Genomic DNA, 17,942 nt, shown 5'->3' on the forward strand with positions numbered 1-17,942 from the left:
TTGGGGCGTTTTTGAGCGCTCACTATCTTTATGCGAGATATATGAGAGAAAGGTTTGGGTTTAGGGTTTGAACTATATTGATTTGGCGTTACTTGTGGTGGTGGTAGCCTTTGGGATTAGAGGATTTTATCATGGCTTCGTGAGTGAAGTGGCGGGGATTTTAGGGATTGTGCTTGGCGTTTATTTGGCGTCTCGCTATTCTGTGGCTGTTGGGCATTTATTTTCACAACATTTGTATGATCTAAAGAATGAGACCATGATGAATCTTGTTGGTTTCTTGCTAGTGTTAGCGTCTATTTGGGTGTTTTTTTTAGCTTTTGGAGTGTTGATAGGCAAGGTGTTAGTCTTTAGCGGGTTAGGCATTATAGACAAAGCGTTAGGGTTTATTTTTTCATGCTTGAAGACTTTTTTAGTGCTTTCTTTCATCCTTTATGCGCTCTCTAAAATGGAAGTGATGAAAGACGCTAACGCCTATTTGCAAGAAAAAAGCGCTTTTTTTTCCACCATGAAAAGCGTTGCCAGTAAGATCATGCGCCTTGATGGCGTCAAACATGTGGAGCGAAACTTTAAAGACAACCTTGAAGAAATGAGCGATGAAGTCAAAAATAAAGAATCTTTCAATAAAAATAAACAATCTTTTGATAAAGCGATGGATAAGGGCGTGGAAACTTTAAAAGAAAAGGCTAAAGATTTGCCTAAAAACATGCTAGAGCCAAAACACAATAAATCCAACCAAACCCCACCAAACTCCATACCATCTAATAAAGAACCCCTATAAAGGCATCACATGTTTTCTAACCAATACATCCAACAACGCATCCATAAAGCCAATAGCTTGAGAGAAGAAGGGAAAAACCCTTATAAAAATGGCTTGAAACGAAGCCTCACCAACGCCGCTTTTTTAGAAAAATACGCTTATGTTAAGGATTTAGAAGAGCCTAAAGACAAAGAAAAATGCGAGAGTATTGTAGGGAGGGTCAAGCTTTTGCGCTTAATGGGTAAGGCATGTTTTATTAAAGTTGAAGATGAAAGCGCGATTTTGCAAGCTTATGTTTCGCAAAATGAATTGAATGATGAATTTAAAAGCTTGAAAAAGCATTTAGAAGTGGGCGATATTGTGTTGGTGAAAGGCTTCCCTTTTGCTACCAAAACCGGTGAATTAAGCGTTCATGCATTAGAATTTCATATTTTAAGCAAAACCATTGTGCCTTTACCTGAAAAATTCCATGGACTGAGCGATATAGAATTGCGTTACCGCCAGCGCTATTTGGATTTGATAGTCAATCCTAGCGTTAAAGATGTGTTTAAAAAACGCAGTTTGATTGTTTCTAGCGTGCGGAAATTCTTTGAAACGGAAGGGTTTTTAGAAGTGGAAACCCCCATGATGCACCCCATTCCTGGCGGGGCGAACGCAAGGCCTTTTATCACTTACCATAACGCTTTAGAAATTGAAAGGTATTTAAGAATCGCTCCAGAATTATACCTCAAACGCTTGATTGTGGGGGGTTTTGAAGCGGTGTTTGAAATCAATCGTAATTTCAGGAATGAGGGCATGGATCACAGCCATAACCCCGAATTTACGATGATTGAGTTTTATTGGGCGTATCACACTTATGAAGATTTGATCGAACTCAGTAAGAGGCTATTTGACTACTTGCTAAAGACTTTGAACTTACCTTCAAAAATCATTTATAACGATATGGAAGTGGATTTTAACCAAACGAGCGTGATTTCTTATTTGGACGCTTTAGAAACAATAGGGGGCATTAGTAAGGATATTTTAGAAAAAGAAGACAGGCTTTTGGCTTATTTGTTAGAGCAAGGCGTCAAAGTAGAGCCAAATCTCACTTATGGTAAACTGCTCGCTGAAGCGTTTGATCATTTTGTAGAGCACCAACTCATTAACCCCACTTTTGTAACCCAATACCCCATTGAGATTAGCCCCTTAGCCAGACGCAACGATAGTAACCCTAATATTGCTGACAGGTTTGAATTGTTTATCGCAGGAAAAGAAATCGCTAACGGCTTTAGCGAGTTGAACGATCCCTTAGATCAATTAGAACGCTTTAAAAATCAAGTGGCTGAAAAAGAAAAAGGCGATGAAGAAGCCCAATACATGGATGAAGATTACGTGTGGGCTCTAGCCCATGGAATGCCCCCCACTGCAGGGCAAGGCATAGGCATTGACCGATTAGTGATGCTACTCACTGGAGCTAAAAGCATTAAAGATGTGATTTTATTCCCAGCGATGCGTCCTGTTAAAAACGATTTTAATATTGAGAGTGGAGAATAATGGCGTATTTTTTAGAACAAACGGATAGTGAAATTTTTGAATTAATCTTTGAAGAATATAAGCGGCAAAATGAGCATTTAGAAATGATAGCGAGCGAGAATTACACTTTTCCTAGTGTTATGGAAGCTATGGGAAGCATTTTAACGAATAAATACGCTGAGGGCTATCCTAACAAGCGCTATTATGGAGGCTGTGAAGTGGTGGATAAAATAGAAAGCCTAGCCATAGAAAGGGCTAAAAAGCTTTTTAATTGCCAGTTCGCTAATGTGCAAGCGCATTCAGGCTCACAAGCCAATAACGCTGTCTATCACGCTCTTTTAAAGCCTTATGACAAGATTTTAGGCATGGATTTAAGCTGTGGAGGGCATTTAACGCATGGTGCTAAAGTGAGTTTAACCGGCAAGCATTATCAGAGCTTTTCTTATGGCGTGAATTTGGATGGCTATATTGATTATGAAGAGGCGCTAAAAATCGCTCAAAGCGTTAAGCCAGAAATCATTGTGTGCGGGTTTTCAGCCTATCCAAGGGAAATTGATTTTAAGAAATTTAGAGAAATCGCTGATGAAGTGGGGGCGTTATTATTAGGCGATATAGCCCATGTGGCAGGGCTTGTGGTCGCTAATGAGCATGCCCATCCTTTCCCGTATTGCCATGTGGTTTCAAGCACCACTCATAAGACCTTAAGAGGGCCTAGAGGGGGGCTTATTTTAACTAATGACGAAGAGATAGCGGCTAAGATTGATAAAGCGGTTTTTCCAGGAACTCAAGGCGGGCCTTTGATGCATGCGATTGCTGCTAAAGCGGTGGGGTTTAAAGAGAATCTAAAACCAGAATTTAAAGCTTACGCAAAATTAGTGAAATCTAACATGCAAGTTCTCGCTAAAGCGTTACAAGAAAAAAACCATAAGTTAGTGAGTGGTGGCACTTCTAACCATTTGCTTTTGATGGATTTCTTAGATAAGCCTTATAGTGGGAAAGACGCTGATATTGCATTAGGGAATGCCGGAATCACCGTGAATAAAAACACCATTCCTGGTGAAACGCGCAGCCCTTTTGTAACGAGCGGGATAAGGATTGGCTCAGCGGCATTGAGCGCAAGGGGTATGGGAGCTAAGGAATTTGAAATCATAGGGAATAAAATATCAGATATTTTGAATGATATTAATAATGTTAGTTTGCAATTGCATGTGAAAGAAGAATTGAAAGCCATGGCTAGTCAATTCCCTGTGTACCACCAACCTATTTTTTAAGGGAGTCAAGATGACAGAAATGGAATTAAAGCTCATTAAGATAGACACAAGCCATTATTTTGAAAAAAAACCAGGCTTGGGGGAGAGGGTGGATTATGCGGGGCGTTGCTACTATAATAAATTCCAAAGAGTGAATGCCATGCTCACAAGCTCGCTCATTCAAAAGCATTTGAAAAAAGAAATAGAAATCGCACACAACCTCATCTTGCGTAACGATAAGGTGGAAAACATTGTGTTTGATTATAACGGGAGGAACCCGGAGCGTTTTTACCATAAGGCGCAGTTATTGCTTCGTGAGGAAGGTTTTATGAATTTTACCGCTTATAACACCAAAACGCCAGGACATTTGCATTTGTATGTGCATAAGGGGCATACGGAATTAGGCGAGGGTGAAAGGCTGGTTAAGACTTTGTCCATGAAATTAGCGCAAGGGTTGCCGAAAGAATGGAAGGTCTTCCCTAGCAATGAATGGCCTAAGGAATTTAATATTTTAGCCTTACCTTATGAGGTGTTTGCAAAAGAGCGAGGGAGCTCTTGGGCGAAGCATTTATAACCATTTTTGAAAGGATTTTTGATGTCAGAAAAAGAAAGACTGAATGAAGTGATCTTAGAAGAAGAAAATAATGGGGGCGGCACTAAAAAGGTGTTTTTGATCGTGGCTATAGCCATTATCATTTTAGCGGTGCTTTTAATGGTGTTTTGGAAAAGCACGAGAGTCGCTCCTAAAGAGACTTTTTTACAAACCGATAGTGGCATGCAAAAAATAGGCAACACTAAAGATGAGAAAAAAGACGATGAGTTTGAAAGCTTGAATTTAGATCCTTCCAAGCAAGAAGACAAGCTAGACAAAGTGGCGGATAATGTTAAAAAACAAGAAAATGATGCGTTTAACATGCCCACTCAAACCGATCAAACTCAAACGGAGATGAAAACAGCAGAAGAAACGCAAGAAGCTAAAAAAGAATTAAAAGCTGTTGAGCACACTAGCACTCAAAAAGAATCTCAAGCTGCGACTAAAAAAGAAACCCCTCATAAAAAGCCTAAAGCAACGCCTAAAGATAAGGAAGCTCATAAAGATAAGCATGCGGTTAAAGAGCTAAAAGTCAAAAAAGAAGCTCATAAAGAAGTTCCTAAAAAAGCCAATTCTAAAACCACTCTTACCAAAGGGCATTATTTGCAAGTGGGGGTTTTTGCGCACATGCCCAATAAAGCCTTTTTGCAAGCGTTTAACCAATTCCCCCATAAGATTGAAGACAGGGGAGCAACGAAGCGCTATCTCATAGGCCCTTATAAGAGCAAACAAGAAGCCTTAATGCATGCAGAGGAAGTCAGCAAAAAGATGACTAAACCGGTTGTCATAGAAGTGCGGTAGGGGTTTTGAGCTAAAAATTCTCATTTTTTTCTTGGGCGTTTTTAGTGGATCGCCCAAGCTCTAAAACGATGGGGTAGCTTACTCCATCGGCTCGGATAATTTTAACAGAGAATGAAGATAATCAGATTTTTTTGATCAATATACCTATTTGGTCTTTGAGAAATTCAGATAATTCTTGCGTTTGAATTCAGCCTTAAAGAGCATTCATTTGTTAAAAGTATTTGTTTGTTGTTTGAAAACTACGGTGCATTTAAATTTTATGAAGTTATTGCTTGCTGTTTGATAACCCCTAACCTTCCAAAGAAGAGAGCGTTTTGGAACTAGCTTTATGGGTGTGGTTGTGGGGCTAGAAGCAAGAGAGTAGGTACGCTCACGCTCTTTTAAGCTTCACTCTCTTTAGTGGGTGGCGAAATCCTTAAAAAAGGTGTCGATCAGCCATTCTCGCATTTCATCATTCCTTTCTATCAAAACCTCTTTGTTGAAATCTTTTACATTAAAGTGCCTGTTGAAAGGAATCTCACTACTTTTGTAGATTTCATCTTTTTCATACAGATCCTTATCGCTTGCCTTAGACTTGAGCGAACTTTCTAAGGAGATGAGGTTGCCGTATGTGTCAATGTAGTTTTCAAGATCTTTCTTGTCTTCAAAACCAAGTTTTTGGATCTCAATTTCATTATCTAATTTTAATAAATTGATGGGGATGATGTGTTCTATGTCTTGGGAGAATCGCTTCCCAGGGATCAATTTTTTGAGATCGGCAAGACTCATCTCCTGGCAGTTCTTTTCAAAGAAGACATAGTGGAAGCATGATGGGTTGGACGCGTTCTTTACAAGCTTCAAAGAAGCCAGCTCTATATCATTTCTGCATTGAGCAATCATCTCGCTCTTCAATCTCTCTTTGCCCTTTTCAAGATACGCATTAATCAGGTTGTAGACCGCTGATTTCCTATCTCTAGTAGCTTTGAAAAACACAATATCGGTTTTGGCAAAGAGTTTCAGCGTTTCAGCGTCTAGTTCGTTGTTGATTTTCAGGCGGATGAGCGAATTGAAAAAAAGCGGGTTGATTCTGTTGATGAGCATGACCTTAAGGGTGGTTGGGTTGGTGTCAATCTCGATCAATAGATCAAGGAAAGCCTAATAGAAATTTTTCAAATCGCTGACATAGGATCGGATGAAACTTTCCAATGTGCTTTTTTTGATTTCTTTTAGTTCATCTTTGAGTTTCTCGTAGGTTTTGTCCGTGCTTGCTTTGTATTGCCCTAAAAACTCGATTCCATCAAATCTTTGGCTCCCTTGCGTGGTAGCGGAAGATATCGCCTTCATCAAACTTTGTGGCTACAACGCTAGAGATATGGTCGCTCTTTTTGATCTTTGCAAAGATCTTAAAGATCTCCCCAAAATGATCGTTGATAAATTGGTCTAGCCCCCCTTTCCCATCGCAAAAAGTGTTGGAGTAATAAATTAAAAGGGATTTTAATTTGTCTAGTAAAAGAAGAGGCACGCCTCTGTCATTCACGCTTTGAAAGGTTCTGATGGTGTTTCCAGGATTAGGCTCTTCAAACCGCATCAAAACCATTTTCAACAGTGCCTCCAAACGCTCATTCACTTCTTCTTCACTCAATTTGCTGACATTATCCAAGATGGCCTTCAAAACCTCAAAAAGATTTTGCTTGCCCTCGGTGTCTGCATCTTTTTCGCAATGGCTAATACTCCCTTTTTCTGCTGCTTCCAAGAGCGTTTTGAAGAAGCTTTGGTTTTGAGAGGCAACTTCTAATTTTAATTTCCCCTTTTGGTATAGATATCTTTTTGTCTCTCGCTTGTCTTCCTCGTTTTGTTTGCTCGCCAAGACATGCAAGAGCATGAAGATGGTAGTCGTTCGCTGCTGGCCGTCAATGATGTCATACAAGTTTTTATGATCCTCATTCTTAGAGACAACCATGGTGCCTATAAAATGCCCCTGACCCTTTTTGTTGTATTCTATCGCTTCTTCTAGATCTTCCCACAGATCCCTAAAGTTTTTGTCCTTCCAAGCGTAATCCCTCTGATAGTTGGGGATGCTGTATCCTTCCTCTTGAAAGATCTCTTTTATAGTGGTTTTCATTCACTTCTCCTTTGTTGCATGCAGTAGTCAAATTTATACCATAAATATCATAAGAATGATCTGAGGTTTCACTCCATCAAGGCGTTCTGTTAGCCGCTCGGGGCGTTTTATTAGCTATAATCAAGGCTTCAAAAAGCCATAATTAAAAGAGTTTGAACATGCTAGAAAAGTTGATTGAAAGAGTGTTGTTTGCCACTCGTTGGTTGCTAGCCCCCTTATGCATTGCCATGTCGTTAGTGTTGGTGGTTTTAGGCTATGTGTTCATGAAAGAATTGTGGCACATGCTCAGCCATTTAGACACCATTAGTGAAACGGATTTGGTTTTATCAGCCTTAGGTTTAGTGGATTTGTTGTTTATGGCCGGACTTGTTTTAATGGTGTTGCTCGCCAGTTATGAAAGCTTTGTTTCTAAATTAGACAAGGTGGATGCCAGCGAAATCACTTGGCTAAAACACACGGATTTTAACGCTTTAAAATTAAAGGTTTCGCTCTCCATTGTAGCCATTTCGGCGATTTTTTTGCTCAAACGCTACATGAGTTTAGAAGACGTTCTATCCAGCATTCCTAAGGATGCACCCCTATCGCATAACCCCATTTTTTGGCAAGTGGTGATCCATTTGGTGTTTGTGTGTTCAGCGCTTTTAGCCGCCGTTACCAATAACATCGCTTTTTCGCAAAATAAAGGGCATTAAAAATTTTAAAGCTCTCTTTCAGGGAGGACTTTAGACCATTCTTTAATCAAGCGCAAAAAGAAGGAAGTGTCAGGCGAAGTTTTTTCATGGATTAAAATCCCTTCTTCCACCGCTTCCCAAATCACTCTATGCCGATACACCACCAAATGCCATGCTTGTTGGGCGTGATCTTTAAGCGACAAACGCACTCTTTTAGCAAAAGACGGGTTGTCAAACAAAACCGCGCTCTCAGTGTTGATGTATGCAGAGCGCGGATCAATATTAAAACTCCCTAGAAGCGTTAAATTGTCATCAAAAACAATCGTCTTGCCGTGTAAGGAATGTTTGGTGCTAAAGCGCCCTTTAATCTGGCGGTTGAAAAAATCGTTTCGTATTTCATAGACATTCGCGCCCATTCGCACTAATTGGTTGCGATACCTTTCCCATGCCCCATAGACCACTATCGCATCAGTAGATGAAAGGGAATTGGTAAGAATATTCAATTCAATCCCCTTAGAAATTTGATTTTTAAAGATTTTCATCATCTTTTTGCCTGGAATAAAATACGATGAAGCGATAAAAACGGAGTCCTTAGCGTTTCTAAGGGCTTTCTCAAAAGCGATTTTGATAGGCGAATACAAGGGCGTGTCAATTTTTTCGGGCAAGTCGGCTAAAAAAATGGCGTTCCCGTAATAAATGGGGTATTGGTATTTTTGGAAGCGTTCTATAAAATCATTGATTTTTTTTTCAAACTGGTTTTTGTCTTCAGCGCTGATAGGGATTTTTTCATGGAGTTTAGCGATTTCTTTAGTGTTGTTTTTGAGTCTTTTATGGGTTCTCAATAATGAAACAGGGATAGAGCGGTGGAACCTCCAATAGCGTTCAAAGCTTTCTTTGGCTTTTGAAGCAACCCCCCCAAAAAACAAAGCGTCTAAATCTAAAAAATTCGTGTCTAAATCGTTATCAAAATAATTATCCCCAATATTGCGCCCCCCTATAATGACAGCGAAATTATCCACGATGAAAAGTTTGTTGTGCATGCGTTTTTTAATGCGCTCATAATCCGCAAGCATTTCAAAATAACGCAAGCCTTTATTGCGGATATAGTAGGGGTTAAAAATTTTCACTTCAATATTTTTATGGAAATTTAAAAGCATAATATCTGAAAAATCCGAATCCAATCCGTTATCGTCTAAAAGAATGCGCACTTTTACCCCACGATTGGCCGCATTTAAAAGTTCTTTAGCGATCACTTGAGAGGAAAGATCGTTCTTATAGATATAAGTTTGCATGTCAATGCTTTTTTGGCTCATTCTGATAAGACCCACTCTATGCAATAAGGCATCAAAGCCGTCTTCTAAAAGAATGGCCGTGCTACGGTTAGGGTTTTCTTTTAAATTTTTAGCGTATAAGCTCCCAATGGTGGTAGTGTAGGGATCATAAGAAATAGGGGGGCTTGAAATGGGAGTCTTATAAACTAACCCAAAGCACCCATTAAAAAAAAAGACGCTTAAAAGGATTAAAAAGATTTTCAAAAACGACCCACTAAAAAGAAATTAGCGGCTTTTACCCACTTTCAACATCCTATTACGCAAAGTAGCGATACTGCTTTGCAAGGGTAATTCTTTAGGGCAAGTGTCATGGCAAGCAATCAAGCTCATGCACCCAAAAACACCATCATCATCGCCAACTAATTCATAAAAATCATCATCGCTTCTTTCATCGTGGCTGTCAATCATAAAACGCATGGCTCTGTTCATGCCAGCAGCTCCAATGAAATTAGGGCGCATGAGTTTAGTCCCACAAGAAGCGATACAGCACCCGCATTCAATACACCTGTCTAGTTCAAAGACTTCTTGAGCTTCATCAGGATCAACCCTTTTTTCCGGCTTAGTAATATCCACTTCTTCTTTAGAATGCGCCCAACTCTCCACCCTTTTAGTCATGTCAAAAAACCAATCGCCCGTATTCACGCTCAAATCTTTAATGAGCGTAAAACTGGGCATGGGCATAAGCGTGATCACCCCGCTTTCAAAGCTAGAAGTTAGGGTTTTACAAGCTAGTCTTGGTCTCCCATTAACCATCATCGCGCAAGAGCCGCAAATCCCAGCACGGCACACAAAATCAAAGCTCAAATCCGGATCTTGATGCTCTCTAATGAGGTTTAAAGCGATAAAGAGCGTCATGGATGGCGTTTCTTTCAATTGATACTCTTTAAAATGCGGCTTACTCACCGCGCTTTGAGGGTCAAATTTTAGCACTCTAACTACAATCGTTCGTTCATTATCACTCATGGTGTTCTCCTTTTAAATTAGCGTTGTGTTGGTCTAATAACTCATGGACATTGAAAGAATACAAATGTTCCCCCCTAGCCCTGACTTCCTCATCTTCTAAACGCATATTCCTAGCCTTGTATTTTTCTTGCAATTCAAAAGGCATGAGCGCGTGTTGGACTTCTACCCTGTCTTTCCCAAGCTTTTCTAATTCTAAAATCGTTTTCAAAATCTCAGCGTCGCGCTCTTCTTTTTTGGGGTGGGGAATGAAATTGCCCTTTTTGCCATAGCCCCTAAAATCAGGGCTGATTTCCATTTTCATCACATCTAATTCTTCGTATTCAATCGTGGGCATGTCTTGCTCAGCACTAGGCCAGCTCGCTAAAGTCCGATTAAGCCATTTTTCATCGTCTCTTTTAGGGTAATCAATCCTTGTGTGAGCCCCTCTGCTTTCAGTGCGCAGTAACGCTCCTTGGGTGATGCAAAGCGCGAGTTTGAGCATTTTTTTGGTGCGGTAAGCGTCTTCTAATTCAGGGTTATTGTGCAAAACCTTGTTTTTCACGCAAATGTTTTTGGAGCGTGCATAAAGTTCTTGCAATTCTTCAAGGGCTTCTTCTAATTTTTTGCCTTCCCTAAAAACGCCCACTTTTTCATCCATGACTTCTTTCATGCGCTCTCTAATTTCATACACGTCTTCCTTGCCTTCATTATGCAATAAAAAGTGCATGTAATCCTGGCTTTCTTTAATGAAAGCTTCAACCTTTTGCGTGTTGATTTCAATTTGCGCTTCCAAACAATGCGACGCGAAATAATCCCCTATGATCATGCCAGCGACCACCGCTTCACTCACAGAATTTCCCCCCAAGCGGTTAAACCCATGCAAATCCCAACATGCCGCTTCACCTGCGCAAAACAAGCCTTTTAAATGGGTTTCGCCTTTAGGGTTTGTCCTAACCCCCCCCATAGAATAGTGTTGCATGGGCTTTATGGGGATCCAGCCTTTTTGCTTAGCCATCGCTTGCCCGTATTCAGGCTCATTTGCGGGCATTCCTTGCATGTTGTCTTTGGTTTGCTCTTCGCTATCAGCCGGATCAATGCCCGCAAAAGTCATGGCAATATCGCGCACATCTCTTAAGTTTTTTTCCACATGGTTACGCCCTAAAATAGCAATATCCAACCACACATGATCCCCATAAGGCGATTTGGCTCCATAGCCTTTTTGGATATGCTCTAAAATCCGCCTTGAGACCACATCCCTACTCGCAAGCTCTTTTTTCTCCGGCTCATAAGCGGGCATGAATCGTCTGCCAAACTTGTCTCTTAAAACGCCGCCATCGCCCCTACAACCTTCAGTCATTAAAATCCCGCTTGGCACTAAAGCGGTAGGGTGGAATTGCACCGCTTCCATGTTGCCTAATTTAGCCACGCCGGTTTCTAAGGCGCTTGCAGCCCCGGCTCCATCGCAAATCACAGCGTTAGTGGTGTGTTTATACACGCGCCCATAACCTCCGGTAGCTAAAAGCGTGCCTTTAGAAACATACGCTGAAATTTCGCCTGTGATCAAATCCCTTACCACCGCTCCGTAGCATTTATTGTCATGATGAATGAAAGCGAGCATGTCCTTTCTGTCTTGAATATCCACTTTGTGGTGTAAGGCTTCATTAGCGACCGCATAAAGCATGGTATGCCCTGTAGCATCAGCCGTAAAACATGTGCGCCATTTTTTAGTGCCGCCAAAATCACGGCTTAAGATATAACCATGCCTGTCGTCTCTTTCGGTAATCGTAACATGCTCACCATTGACGACCGCAGGCCTATCGCCCTTTTTAATCCTAGTCCAAGGCACCCCCCAACTGGCCAATTCCCTAATGGCTTTAGGAGCAGTGGTTACAAACATTCTAGCCACTTGCTGATCGCACCCCCAATCGCTCCCCTTAACCGTGTCTAAAAAGTGCAAATCTTCATTATCGCCTTCGCTTTTTTTAGCGTTCGCAAGGCTCGCTTGCATGCCCCCTTGAGCGGCTGCAGAGTGCGAACGCCTGACAGGCACTAGGCTTAAAACGATGGTGTTTAAACCCTTTTGTTTGCATGCGATACTAGCCCTTAACCCGGCCAGTCCGCCTCCAATAATTAGCGCATCACAATATGTTATTTTCATTTTCTACCTTTATTCTTTGTGGAATTTCCCATCAGCTTCTATGGCTTCTTGCATGGTTTTAATGCCATTGTCCTTATTTTCTAAACCTTTTTTAATGTAAGCCCCATAGGTGCAAAGCCCTAAAACAATAAAAAACACGCTCATCACCCATTTGACTTTTCTCAAGCCTTGAATGCTCACATTCTTAAACCACCCCCATTTAATCGCTAAGCGATACAACCCAATAGAGCCATGCAATTCTACGGCAAACAATAAGAAAATATACAAAAGCCAAAAGTTTTGCGTTACAAAACGATAGCTTGAACCATGAGGCCCGATACTTTCAGGCTCTGTGAGCATGACAAACAAGTGGATACTCGCTAAGAAAAACATTGCAAACCCGGTTAAGGCTTGAATAAACCACAAGCTTGTATCGCCATGCTTCATCAAATGCTTGTGGGTTTTAAAAACTTTGTATTGCCTGTAATTGATAGGGAATTTCCTTAACGCCAAAAAAGCATGCACGACTAAAATAAGAATAATCCCTGCTGCAACCACGCTCACAATAGCCGGCTCGCCTGCTTTTAAAAACAAGCTCCCTTCAAAAAATTTCGCCACTTTATACATGGCTTCATCGCTAATCAAGATACTTGAGACCAAAAACATGTGTGCTATCATAAAGAGCGCTAAAATCAAGCCCGTAGCACTCTGTAAAAAATCTAGCTTAGCATAAATACCGCTCTTTTTAAGCCCTTTGCTAGCGCCATAATAACCCTCTATAATCTCTTCTTGTTGCATAAAACTGCTCCTAAAAACTCTAAAATTAACCTGAATCGCTTGACGCAAAAACACTGCCTTAATTTTACTACATTTGAAATAATTTTTCTTATAAACAAAACCTAAATTGAGAAAAAATGCAATTCAAGGGGGCTATTGTTTAAAATTTACATTTTTTAACGCTATTAGATATAATAAGGGATAGTTACCACCTATAAAATAAGGATCATTCAATGACAAAAATTGCTATGGCTAATTTTAAATCCGCTATGCCTATTTATAAAAGCCATGCGTATTTAGAAGAATTAGAAAAGACTTTAAAACCGCAGCATTTTGATAGGGTGTTTGTATTCCCTGATTTTTTGGGGTTATTGCCTAATTCGTTTTTGCATTTCACTTTAGGAGTGCAGAACGCTTACCCTAGAGATTGTGGGGCTTTTACCGGTGAAATCACTTCACAGCATTTAGAGGAACTGAAAATCAACACGCTTTTAATAGGGCATAGCGAGAGGCGAGCGCTTTTAAAGGAAAGCCCTAGCTTTTTGAAAGAAAAGTTTGATTTTTTTAAAAGTAAAAATTTTAAAATTGTTTATTGTATTGGCGAAGCATTAACGACCAGAGAAAAGGGTTTAGTGGCTGTAAAGGAATTTTTAAATGAGCAATTGGAAAATATTGATCTTAATTATCCTAATTTAGTGGTGGCGTATGAGCCTATTTGGGCGATTGGCACAAAAAAGAGCGCTTCTTTAGAAGATATTTATCTCACGCATGGTTTTTTAAAGCAAATTTTAAATCAAAAAACGCCCTTGTTGTATGGGGGGAGCGTGAACACACAAAACGCTAAAGAAATTTTAGGGATTGATAGCGTGGATGGCTTGTTGATCGGGAGCGCGTCTTGGGAATTAGAAAATTTTAAAACAATCATTTCATTTTTATAAAGGAAAATCATGGGATTTTTAAAAGGTAAAAAAGGGCTTATTGTGGGGGTGGCAAACAATAAATCCATCGCTTATGGGATCGCTCAATCTTGCTTCAATCAAGGGGCTACTTTGGCTTTCACTTATTTGAATGAGAGCTTAGAAAAGCGCGTGAGGCCTATCGCGCAGGAATTGAATAGTCCCTATGTGTATGAATTAGATGTGGGCAAAGAAGAGCATTTCAAGTCGCTATACAATAGCGTTAAACAGGATTTAGGCTCACTGGATTTTATCGTTCATAGCGTGGCCTTTGCCCCTAAAGAGGCTTTAGAGGGGAGCTTGTTAGAAACTTCTAAAAGCGCGTTTAACACCGCTATGGAAATTTCTGTTTATTCTTTAATAGAGCTGACAAACACCCTAAAACCTTTATTGAATAACGGAGCGTCTGTTTTGACTTTAAGCTATTTGGGCAGCACCAAATACATGGCGCATTACAATGTGATGGGGTTGGCTAAAGCGGCCCTAGAGAGTGCGGTGCGTTATTTAGCGGTGGATTTAGGCAAGCATCATATAAGGGTGAATGCCTTATCGGCCGGGCCTATCAGGACGCTCGCTTCTAGCGGGATCGCTGATTTTAGGATGATTTTAAAATGGAATGAAATCAACGCCCCTTTAAGAAAAAATGTGAGTTTAGAAGAAGTGGGCAATGCCGGAATGTATTTGCTCTCTAGCTTGTCTAGCGGGGTGAGTGGGGAAGTGCATTTTGTGGATGCTGGCTATCATGTTATGGGCATGGGGGCTGTGGAAGAAAAAGACAATAAAGCTATGCTATCGTGGGATTTGCATAAAGAACAATAAGGGGTATTGATGAAATTAAGCGAATTGTTGAGCGCCTATTCTATTGAAACGGAATTTTCAAACGATTTTGAAGTGCATGCCTTAGCGGAATTGGATAAGGCTACGCCTAATGATATTAGCTATGTTGATCAAGCGCGTTACCTTAAACTTTTAAAAGATTCTAAAGCCGGGGCGGTGTTTATCCGTAAAAAAGAATCTTCTAAAGTGCCAAAACGCATGCAAGCTTTAATCGTGGATAACCCGCATTTAGCCTTTGCCAAAGCTTCGCATGCCTTTAAAATCCCTTTTTTTAAAAACCCAGAAAGCGTTATTGAGCCTAAACATTTTGAAAAAGTAACGATCATGCCTAATGTTATGATTGGAGAGGGCGTAGAAATTGGCGAAAATTCTTTGATTTATCCGGGCGTGGTGATCGCTGATGGGGTCAAAATCGGTAAAAATTGTATTTTGTATCCTCGTGTGGTTTTGTATCAAAACACGATTTTAGAAGACAATGTTACTATCCATGCAGGCAGTGTGATCGGAGGCGATGGCTTTGGTTATGCGCACACCGCTTTAGGAGAGCATGTCAAAATTGAGCATGTGGGGATTGTTAGGATTCAAAAAAATGTAGAAATTGGAGCTAACACAGCGATTGATAGGGCGGTGTTTGGCGAGACTTTGATTAAAGAGGGCGTTAAGATTGATAACCTGGTTCAAATCGGGCATAATTGCGTTTTAGGCGAACACAGTATCGTTGTTTCTCAAGTGGGCTTGAGCGGCTCTACAACCACTGGCCGTAATGTGGTTTTTGGCGGGCAAGTGGGCATTGGGGGGCATTTGCATGTGGGCGAATTCACTCAAATTGGGGGTAAAAGTGCGGTGGGTAAAGACTTGCCCCCTAACACTAATTTTGCCGGAGCGATCCCTGCTATGGAAATCCATGAATGGCACCATTTCCTGGCTCATTTACGAACGAATTTCAGGAAACAGCAAAAAACGAGTTTGTTGCAAAAAGCTAAAGGGTTTTTCAAGTCTTAAAGAATGAAATAAGCTATAATAAGCCCATTTTGAATACGAATGATTATTTTAATAAGGACAATCAATGAAAGATAGTTTTCTTTTCACTTCTGAATCAGTAACCGAGGGGCATCCTGATAAAATGGCTGATCAAATCAGCGATGCGGTTTTAGATTACATTATTGAGCGGGATCAAAAAGCCAAAGTCGCATGCGAGACTTTAGTTTCTAACGGGTTTTGCATGATCACTGGCGAATTAAAAACTTCTGTTTATGCCCCTATGCAAGAGATTGCAAGAGAAGTGGTTAAAAAGATTGGCTATACAGACGCTCTTTATGGCTTTGATTACAGGAGCGCGGCGGTTTTGAATGGCGTTGGCGAGCAAAGCCCCGATATTAATCAAGGCGTGGATAGAGAAGATGGCGAGATTGGGGCAGGGGATCAAGGGCTTATGTTTGGTTATGCGTGCAAGGAGACTGAAACGCTCATGCCCTTACCCATTCATTTAGCGCACCAGCTCACTTTCGCTCTGGCTCAAAAAAGAAAAGACAACACTCTGCCTTTTTTAAGGCCTGATGGCAAGTCTCAAGTGAGCGTGCGTTATGAAAACAACAAGCCTATAAGCATTGATACGATCGTTATTTCCACCCAACATTCCCCAGAAGTTTCGCAAAAGCATTTAAAAGAAGCCGTGATTGAAGAGATCGTGTATAAGGTTTTACCCAAAGAATATTTGCATGACAATATCAAGTTTTTTGTCAATCCTACGGGAAAATTCGTTATCGGTGGGCCGCAAGGCGATGCGGGCTTAACGGGCAGGAAAATCATCGTGGACACTTATGGGGGGAGTTGCCCGCATGGCGGGGGAGCGTTTAGCGGGAAAGACCCCAGTAAAGTGGATAGGAGCGCGGCTTATGCGGCCCGCTATGTGGCTAAAAATTTGGTAGCGAGTGGGGTTTGCGATAAAGCGACCGTGCAGCTTGCTTATGCGATTGGGGTGATAGAGCCAGTGTCTATCTATGTGAACACGCATAACACGAGCAAGTATTCAAGTGCGGAGTTGGAAAAATGCGTGAAAGCGGTTTTCAAACTCACGCCAAAAGGCATTATTGAAAGCTTGGATTTGTTAAGACCCATTTATTCGCTCACTTCAGCTTATGGGCATTTTGGGCGCGAATTAGAGGAATTCACTTGGGAAAAAACCAACAAAGCTGAGGAGATTAAAGCGTTCTTTAAGCGTTAAAAAATATTTTAAGGGTAATATTTTAAAAAATTTTTGTATAATCAACAATTCACAAGGAGTTTAAATTGAAACAAAGAACGCTGTCTATTATTAAACCGGATGCACTTAAGAAAAAAGTGGTAGGCAAAATCATTGATCGCTTTGAGAGTAACGGCTTGGAAGTGATTGCTATGAAACGCTTGCATTTGAGCGTTAAAGACGCTGAAAACTTTTATGCGATCCACAGAGAGAGACCCTTTTTTAAAGATTTGATAGAATTTATGGTCAGTGGTCCGGTGGTGGTTATGGTTTTAGAGGGCAAAGATGCGGTGGCTAAAAACAGAGATCTTATGGGAGCGACTGATCCCAAACTCGCTCAAAAAGGCACTATCAGAGCGGATTTTGCTGAAAGCATTGACGCTAATGCGGTGCATGGGAGCGATAGCTTAGAAAACGCGCACAATGAAATCGCTTTCTTTTTTGCCGCTAGAGATCTTTAAGGTTTAAGGGCGTTTTAAGTAAGCATGCAATTTGAAATGCGTAAAATCGCTTTTAATGCACCTAAAGCGTTTTCTTTAGAGCATGAGGGAGTGGTTTTAGAGGGCGAAGTTATACGAGTGGGGGCGAAATTGTTTCGTTTGGAAGCGCACCTTAAGGGTGAATTGATGCTTATTTGCGATACAAGCGGTAAGGAGTTTAAAAAAAGCCTTGATGAGTCGTTGGTTTTGCATATTTCAGACGGGTTGTGGGATACGCAAAGCCAAAGTTTGGATTTTGATAATTTAGATGTTATTGAATCTTTCAATGGTTTTATTGATTTGAGCGAAATTTTACGCTCTGAAGTGGAGTCTATTAGATTAGACTACCATTATGCAGATTGAAATGAAGGAGAATTTATGGCAGTACCTGATAGAAGAGTGAGTAAGACAAGAGCGGCAAAAAGGCGCACGCATTATAGCGTTAAGTTGGCTAAACCTGTGAAAGCCAAAGATGGCACTTGGAAGCTTCCCCACCATATTAACAAATTTACTAAAGAATACTAGTATAAAAGCTATCTTTAGTGATAGAAAGT

At 40.7% G+C, this 17,942-nt stretch carries 17 protein-coding genes and 1 pseudogene; 13 read left to right on the forward strand and 5 right to left on the reverse strand.

Translation table 11 applies throughout. The features are described 5' to 3' along the window. Positions 1–67 precede the first annotated feature (67 nt). The 5 genes from QAP06_RS01755 to QAP06_RS01775 are packed head-to-tail and all read left to right on the forward strand — an operon-like array spanning position 68 to position 4,915. Positions 68–778 (forward strand): CvpA family protein, encoded by a 711-nt coding sequence (locus tag QAP06_RS01755; RefSeq protein WP_286466085.1) that lies wholly within the window; start codon positions 68–70, stop codon positions 776–778. 9 nt (positions 779–787) lie between these two features. Then, positions 788–2,293, forward strand: coding sequence for a lysine--tRNA ligase (lysS, locus tag QAP06_RS01760; protein ID WP_286466087.1), 1,506 nt, complete (start codon positions 788–790; stop codon positions 2,291–2,293). Next, positions 2,293–3,543, forward strand: coding sequence for a serine hydroxymethyltransferase (locus tag QAP06_RS01765; RefSeq protein WP_286466088.1), 1,251 nt, complete (start codon positions 2,293–2,295; stop codon positions 3,541–3,543). Before lysS ends, QAP06_RS01765 begins: the two co-directional genes overlap by 1 nt. A 10-nt stretch (positions 3,544–3,553) precedes the next feature. Next, the gene (locus QAP06_RS01770) at positions 3,554–4,096 is read left to right on the forward strand and encodes a DUF1882 domain-containing protein (RefSeq protein WP_000138093.1); all 543 of its coding nucleotides are present in this window, start codon (positions 3,554–3,556) and stop codon (positions 4,094–4,096) included. A gap of 21 nt (positions 4,097–4,117) precedes the next feature. Then, positions 4,118–4,915, forward strand: a complete 798-nt coding sequence (locus QAP06_RS01775; protein WP_286466090.1) for an SPOR domain-containing protein — start codon at positions 4,118–4,120, stop codon at positions 4,913–4,915. Between the two features lie 396 nt (positions 4,916–5,311). Here the strand turns inward: QAP06_RS01775 and QAP06_RS01780 are convergent. After that, positions 5,312–7,016 (reverse strand): annotated as a pseudogene (locus tag QAP06_RS01780) (DUF262 domain-containing protein). A gap of 158 nt (positions 7,017–7,174) precedes the next feature. On the opposite strand from QAP06_RS01780, the gene QAP06_RS01785 reads away from it, so the two are divergent. Continuing rightward, entirely contained in the window at positions 7,175–7,708 is a 534-nt protein-coding gene (locus QAP06_RS01785) for a TIGR00645 family protein (RefSeq protein ID WP_000890441.1), read from the forward strand. 5 nt (positions 7,709–7,713) lie between these two features. On the opposite strand, the gene clsC is transcribed toward QAP06_RS01785, so the two are convergent. Genes clsC through QAP06_RS01805 form a run of 4 tightly spaced genes read right to left on the reverse strand, consistent with a single transcriptional unit; the run spans position 7,714 to position 12,895 of the window. After that, positions 7,714–9,222: a cardiolipin synthase ClsC gene (gene clsC / locus QAP06_RS01790; protein ID WP_286466091.1), complete on the reverse strand. Its 1,509-nt coding sequence runs from the start codon at positions 9,220–9,222 to the stop codon at positions 7,714–7,716. 21 nt (positions 9,223–9,243) lie between these two features. After that, a complete protein-coding gene (locus QAP06_RS01795) occupies positions 9,244–9,981 on the reverse strand; it encodes a fumarate reductase iron-sulfur subunit (RefSeq protein ID WP_286466093.1) in 738 nt (245 codons plus the stop codon). After that, entirely contained in the window at positions 9,974–12,118 is a 2,145-nt protein-coding gene (locus tag QAP06_RS01800; RefSeq protein WP_286466095.1) for a fumarate reductase flavoprotein subunit, read from the reverse strand. The genes QAP06_RS01795 and QAP06_RS01800 overlap by 8 nt, the downstream gene beginning before the upstream one ends. Before the next feature lie 9 nt (positions 12,119–12,127). Continuing rightward, complete coding sequence (locus tag QAP06_RS01805; RefSeq protein WP_245053694.1) at positions 12,128–12,895, reverse strand: fumarate reductase cytochrome b subunit; 768 nt, start codon at positions 12,893–12,895, stop codon at positions 12,128–12,130. 212 nt (positions 12,896–13,107) lie between these two features. Between QAP06_RS01805 and QAP06_RS01810 the strand changes: the two genes are divergently transcribed. The 7 genes from QAP06_RS01810 to rpmF all read left to right on the forward strand — a co-directional run bounded on the left by QAP06_RS01810 (position 13,108) and on the right by rpmF (position 17,913). Next, positions 13,108–13,812 (forward strand): triose-phosphate isomerase, encoded by a 705-nt coding sequence (locus QAP06_RS01810; protein WP_286466098.1) that lies wholly within the window; start codon positions 13,108–13,110, stop codon positions 13,810–13,812. Positions 13,813–13,821: 9 nt separating this feature from the next. Beyond that, positions 13,822–14,649 carry an enoyl-ACP reductase FabI gene (gene fabI, locus QAP06_RS01815; protein ID WP_286466100.1) on the forward strand — a complete coding sequence of 276 codons (828 nt, stop codon included), beginning with the start codon at positions 13,822–13,824 and terminating at the stop codon, positions 14,647–14,649. Positions 14,650–14,658: 9 nt separating this feature from the next. Further along, positions 14,659–15,669 (forward strand): UDP-3-O-(3-hydroxymyristoyl)glucosamine N-acyltransferase, encoded by a 1,011-nt coding sequence (gene lpxD / locus QAP06_RS01820; RefSeq protein ID WP_286466101.1) that lies wholly within the window; start codon positions 14,659–14,661, stop codon positions 15,667–15,669. A gap of 64 nt (positions 15,670–15,733) precedes the next feature. Further along, the gene (gene metK / locus QAP06_RS01825; RefSeq protein WP_286466102.1) at positions 15,734–16,891 is read left to right on the forward strand and encodes a methionine adenosyltransferase; all 1,158 of its coding nucleotides are present in this window, start codon (positions 15,734–15,736) and stop codon (positions 16,889–16,891) included. 65 nt (positions 16,892–16,956) lie between these two features. Continuing rightward, positions 16,957–17,370 carry a nucleoside-diphosphate kinase gene (gene ndk, locus QAP06_RS01830; protein ID WP_000813730.1) on the forward strand — a complete coding sequence of 138 codons (414 nt, stop codon included), beginning with the start codon at positions 16,957–16,959 and terminating at the stop codon, positions 17,368–17,370. A 24-nt stretch (positions 17,371–17,394) separates the two neighbouring features. Next, the gene (locus tag QAP06_RS01835; RefSeq protein ID WP_286466103.1) at positions 17,395–17,751 is read left to right on the forward strand and encodes a DUF177 domain-containing protein; all 357 of its coding nucleotides are present in this window, start codon (positions 17,395–17,397) and stop codon (positions 17,749–17,751) included. Positions 17,752–17,766: 15 nt separating this feature from the next. Next, complete coding sequence (rpmF, locus tag QAP06_RS01840) at positions 17,767–17,913, forward strand: 50S ribosomal protein L32 (RefSeq protein ID WP_000290431.1); 147 nt, start codon at positions 17,767–17,769, stop codon at positions 17,911–17,913. Positions 17,914–17,942 lie beyond the last annotated feature (29 nt).

The organism is Helicobacter pylori (genome assembly GCF_030323545.1).
Lineage (GTDB): Bacteria > Campylobacterota > Campylobacteria > Campylobacterales > Helicobacteraceae > Helicobacter > Helicobacter pylori_CO.

What these genes read in the sequence shown, in the direction of transcription:
- lysS (WP_286466087.1), top strand. Translation starts at nt 788, where the DNA reads ATGTTTTCTAACCAATACATCCAACAACGCATCCATAAAGCCAATAGC.
- QAP06_RS01785 (WP_000890441.1), top strand. Translation starts at nt 7,175, where the DNA reads ATGCTAGAAAAGTTGATTGAAAGAGTGTTGTTTGCCACTCGTTGGTTG.
- rpmF (WP_000290431.1), top strand. Translation starts at nt 17,767, where the DNA reads ATGGCAGTACCTGATAGAAGAGTGAGTAAGACAAGAGCGGCAAAAAGG.
- QAP06_RS01805 (WP_245053694.1), bottom strand. Translation starts at nt 12,895, where the DNA reads ATGCAACAAGAAGAGATTATAGAGGGTTATTATGGCGCTAGCAAAGGG.
- QAP06_RS01770 (WP_000138093.1), top strand. Translation starts at nt 3,554, where the DNA reads ATGACAGAAATGGAATTAAAGCTCATTAAGATAGACACAAGCCATTAT.
- QAP06_RS01835 (WP_286466103.1), top strand. Translation starts at nt 17,395, where the DNA reads ATGCAATTTGAAATGCGTAAAATCGCTTTTAATGCACCTAAAGCGTTT.
- metK (WP_286466102.1), top strand. Translation starts at nt 15,734, where the DNA reads ATGAAAGATAGTTTTCTTTTCACTTCTGAATCAGTAACCGAGGGGCAT.
- QAP06_RS01765 (WP_286466088.1), top strand. Translation starts at nt 2,293, where the DNA reads ATGGCGTATTTTTTAGAACAAACGGATAGTGAAATTTTTGAATTAATC.
- QAP06_RS01810 (WP_286466098.1), top strand. Translation starts at nt 13,108, where the DNA reads ATGACAAAAATTGCTATGGCTAATTTTAAATCCGCTATGCCTATTTAT.
- fabI (WP_286466100.1), top strand. Translation starts at nt 13,822, where the DNA reads ATGGGATTTTTAAAAGGTAAAAAAGGGCTTATTGTGGGGGTGGCAAAC.
- QAP06_RS01800 (WP_286466095.1), bottom strand. Translation starts at nt 12,118, where the DNA reads ATGAAAATAACATATTGTGATGCGCTAATTATTGGAGGCGGACTGGCC.
- lpxD (WP_286466101.1), top strand. Translation starts at nt 14,659, where the DNA reads ATGAAATTAAGCGAATTGTTGAGCGCCTATTCTATTGAAACGGAATTT.
- QAP06_RS01795 (WP_286466093.1), bottom strand. Translation starts at nt 9,981, where the DNA reads ATGAGTGATAATGAACGAACGATTGTAGTTAGAGTGCTAAAATTTGAC.
- QAP06_RS01775 (WP_286466090.1), top strand. Translation starts at nt 4,118, where the DNA reads ATGTCAGAAAAAGAAAGACTGAATGAAGTGATCTTAGAAGAAGAAAAT.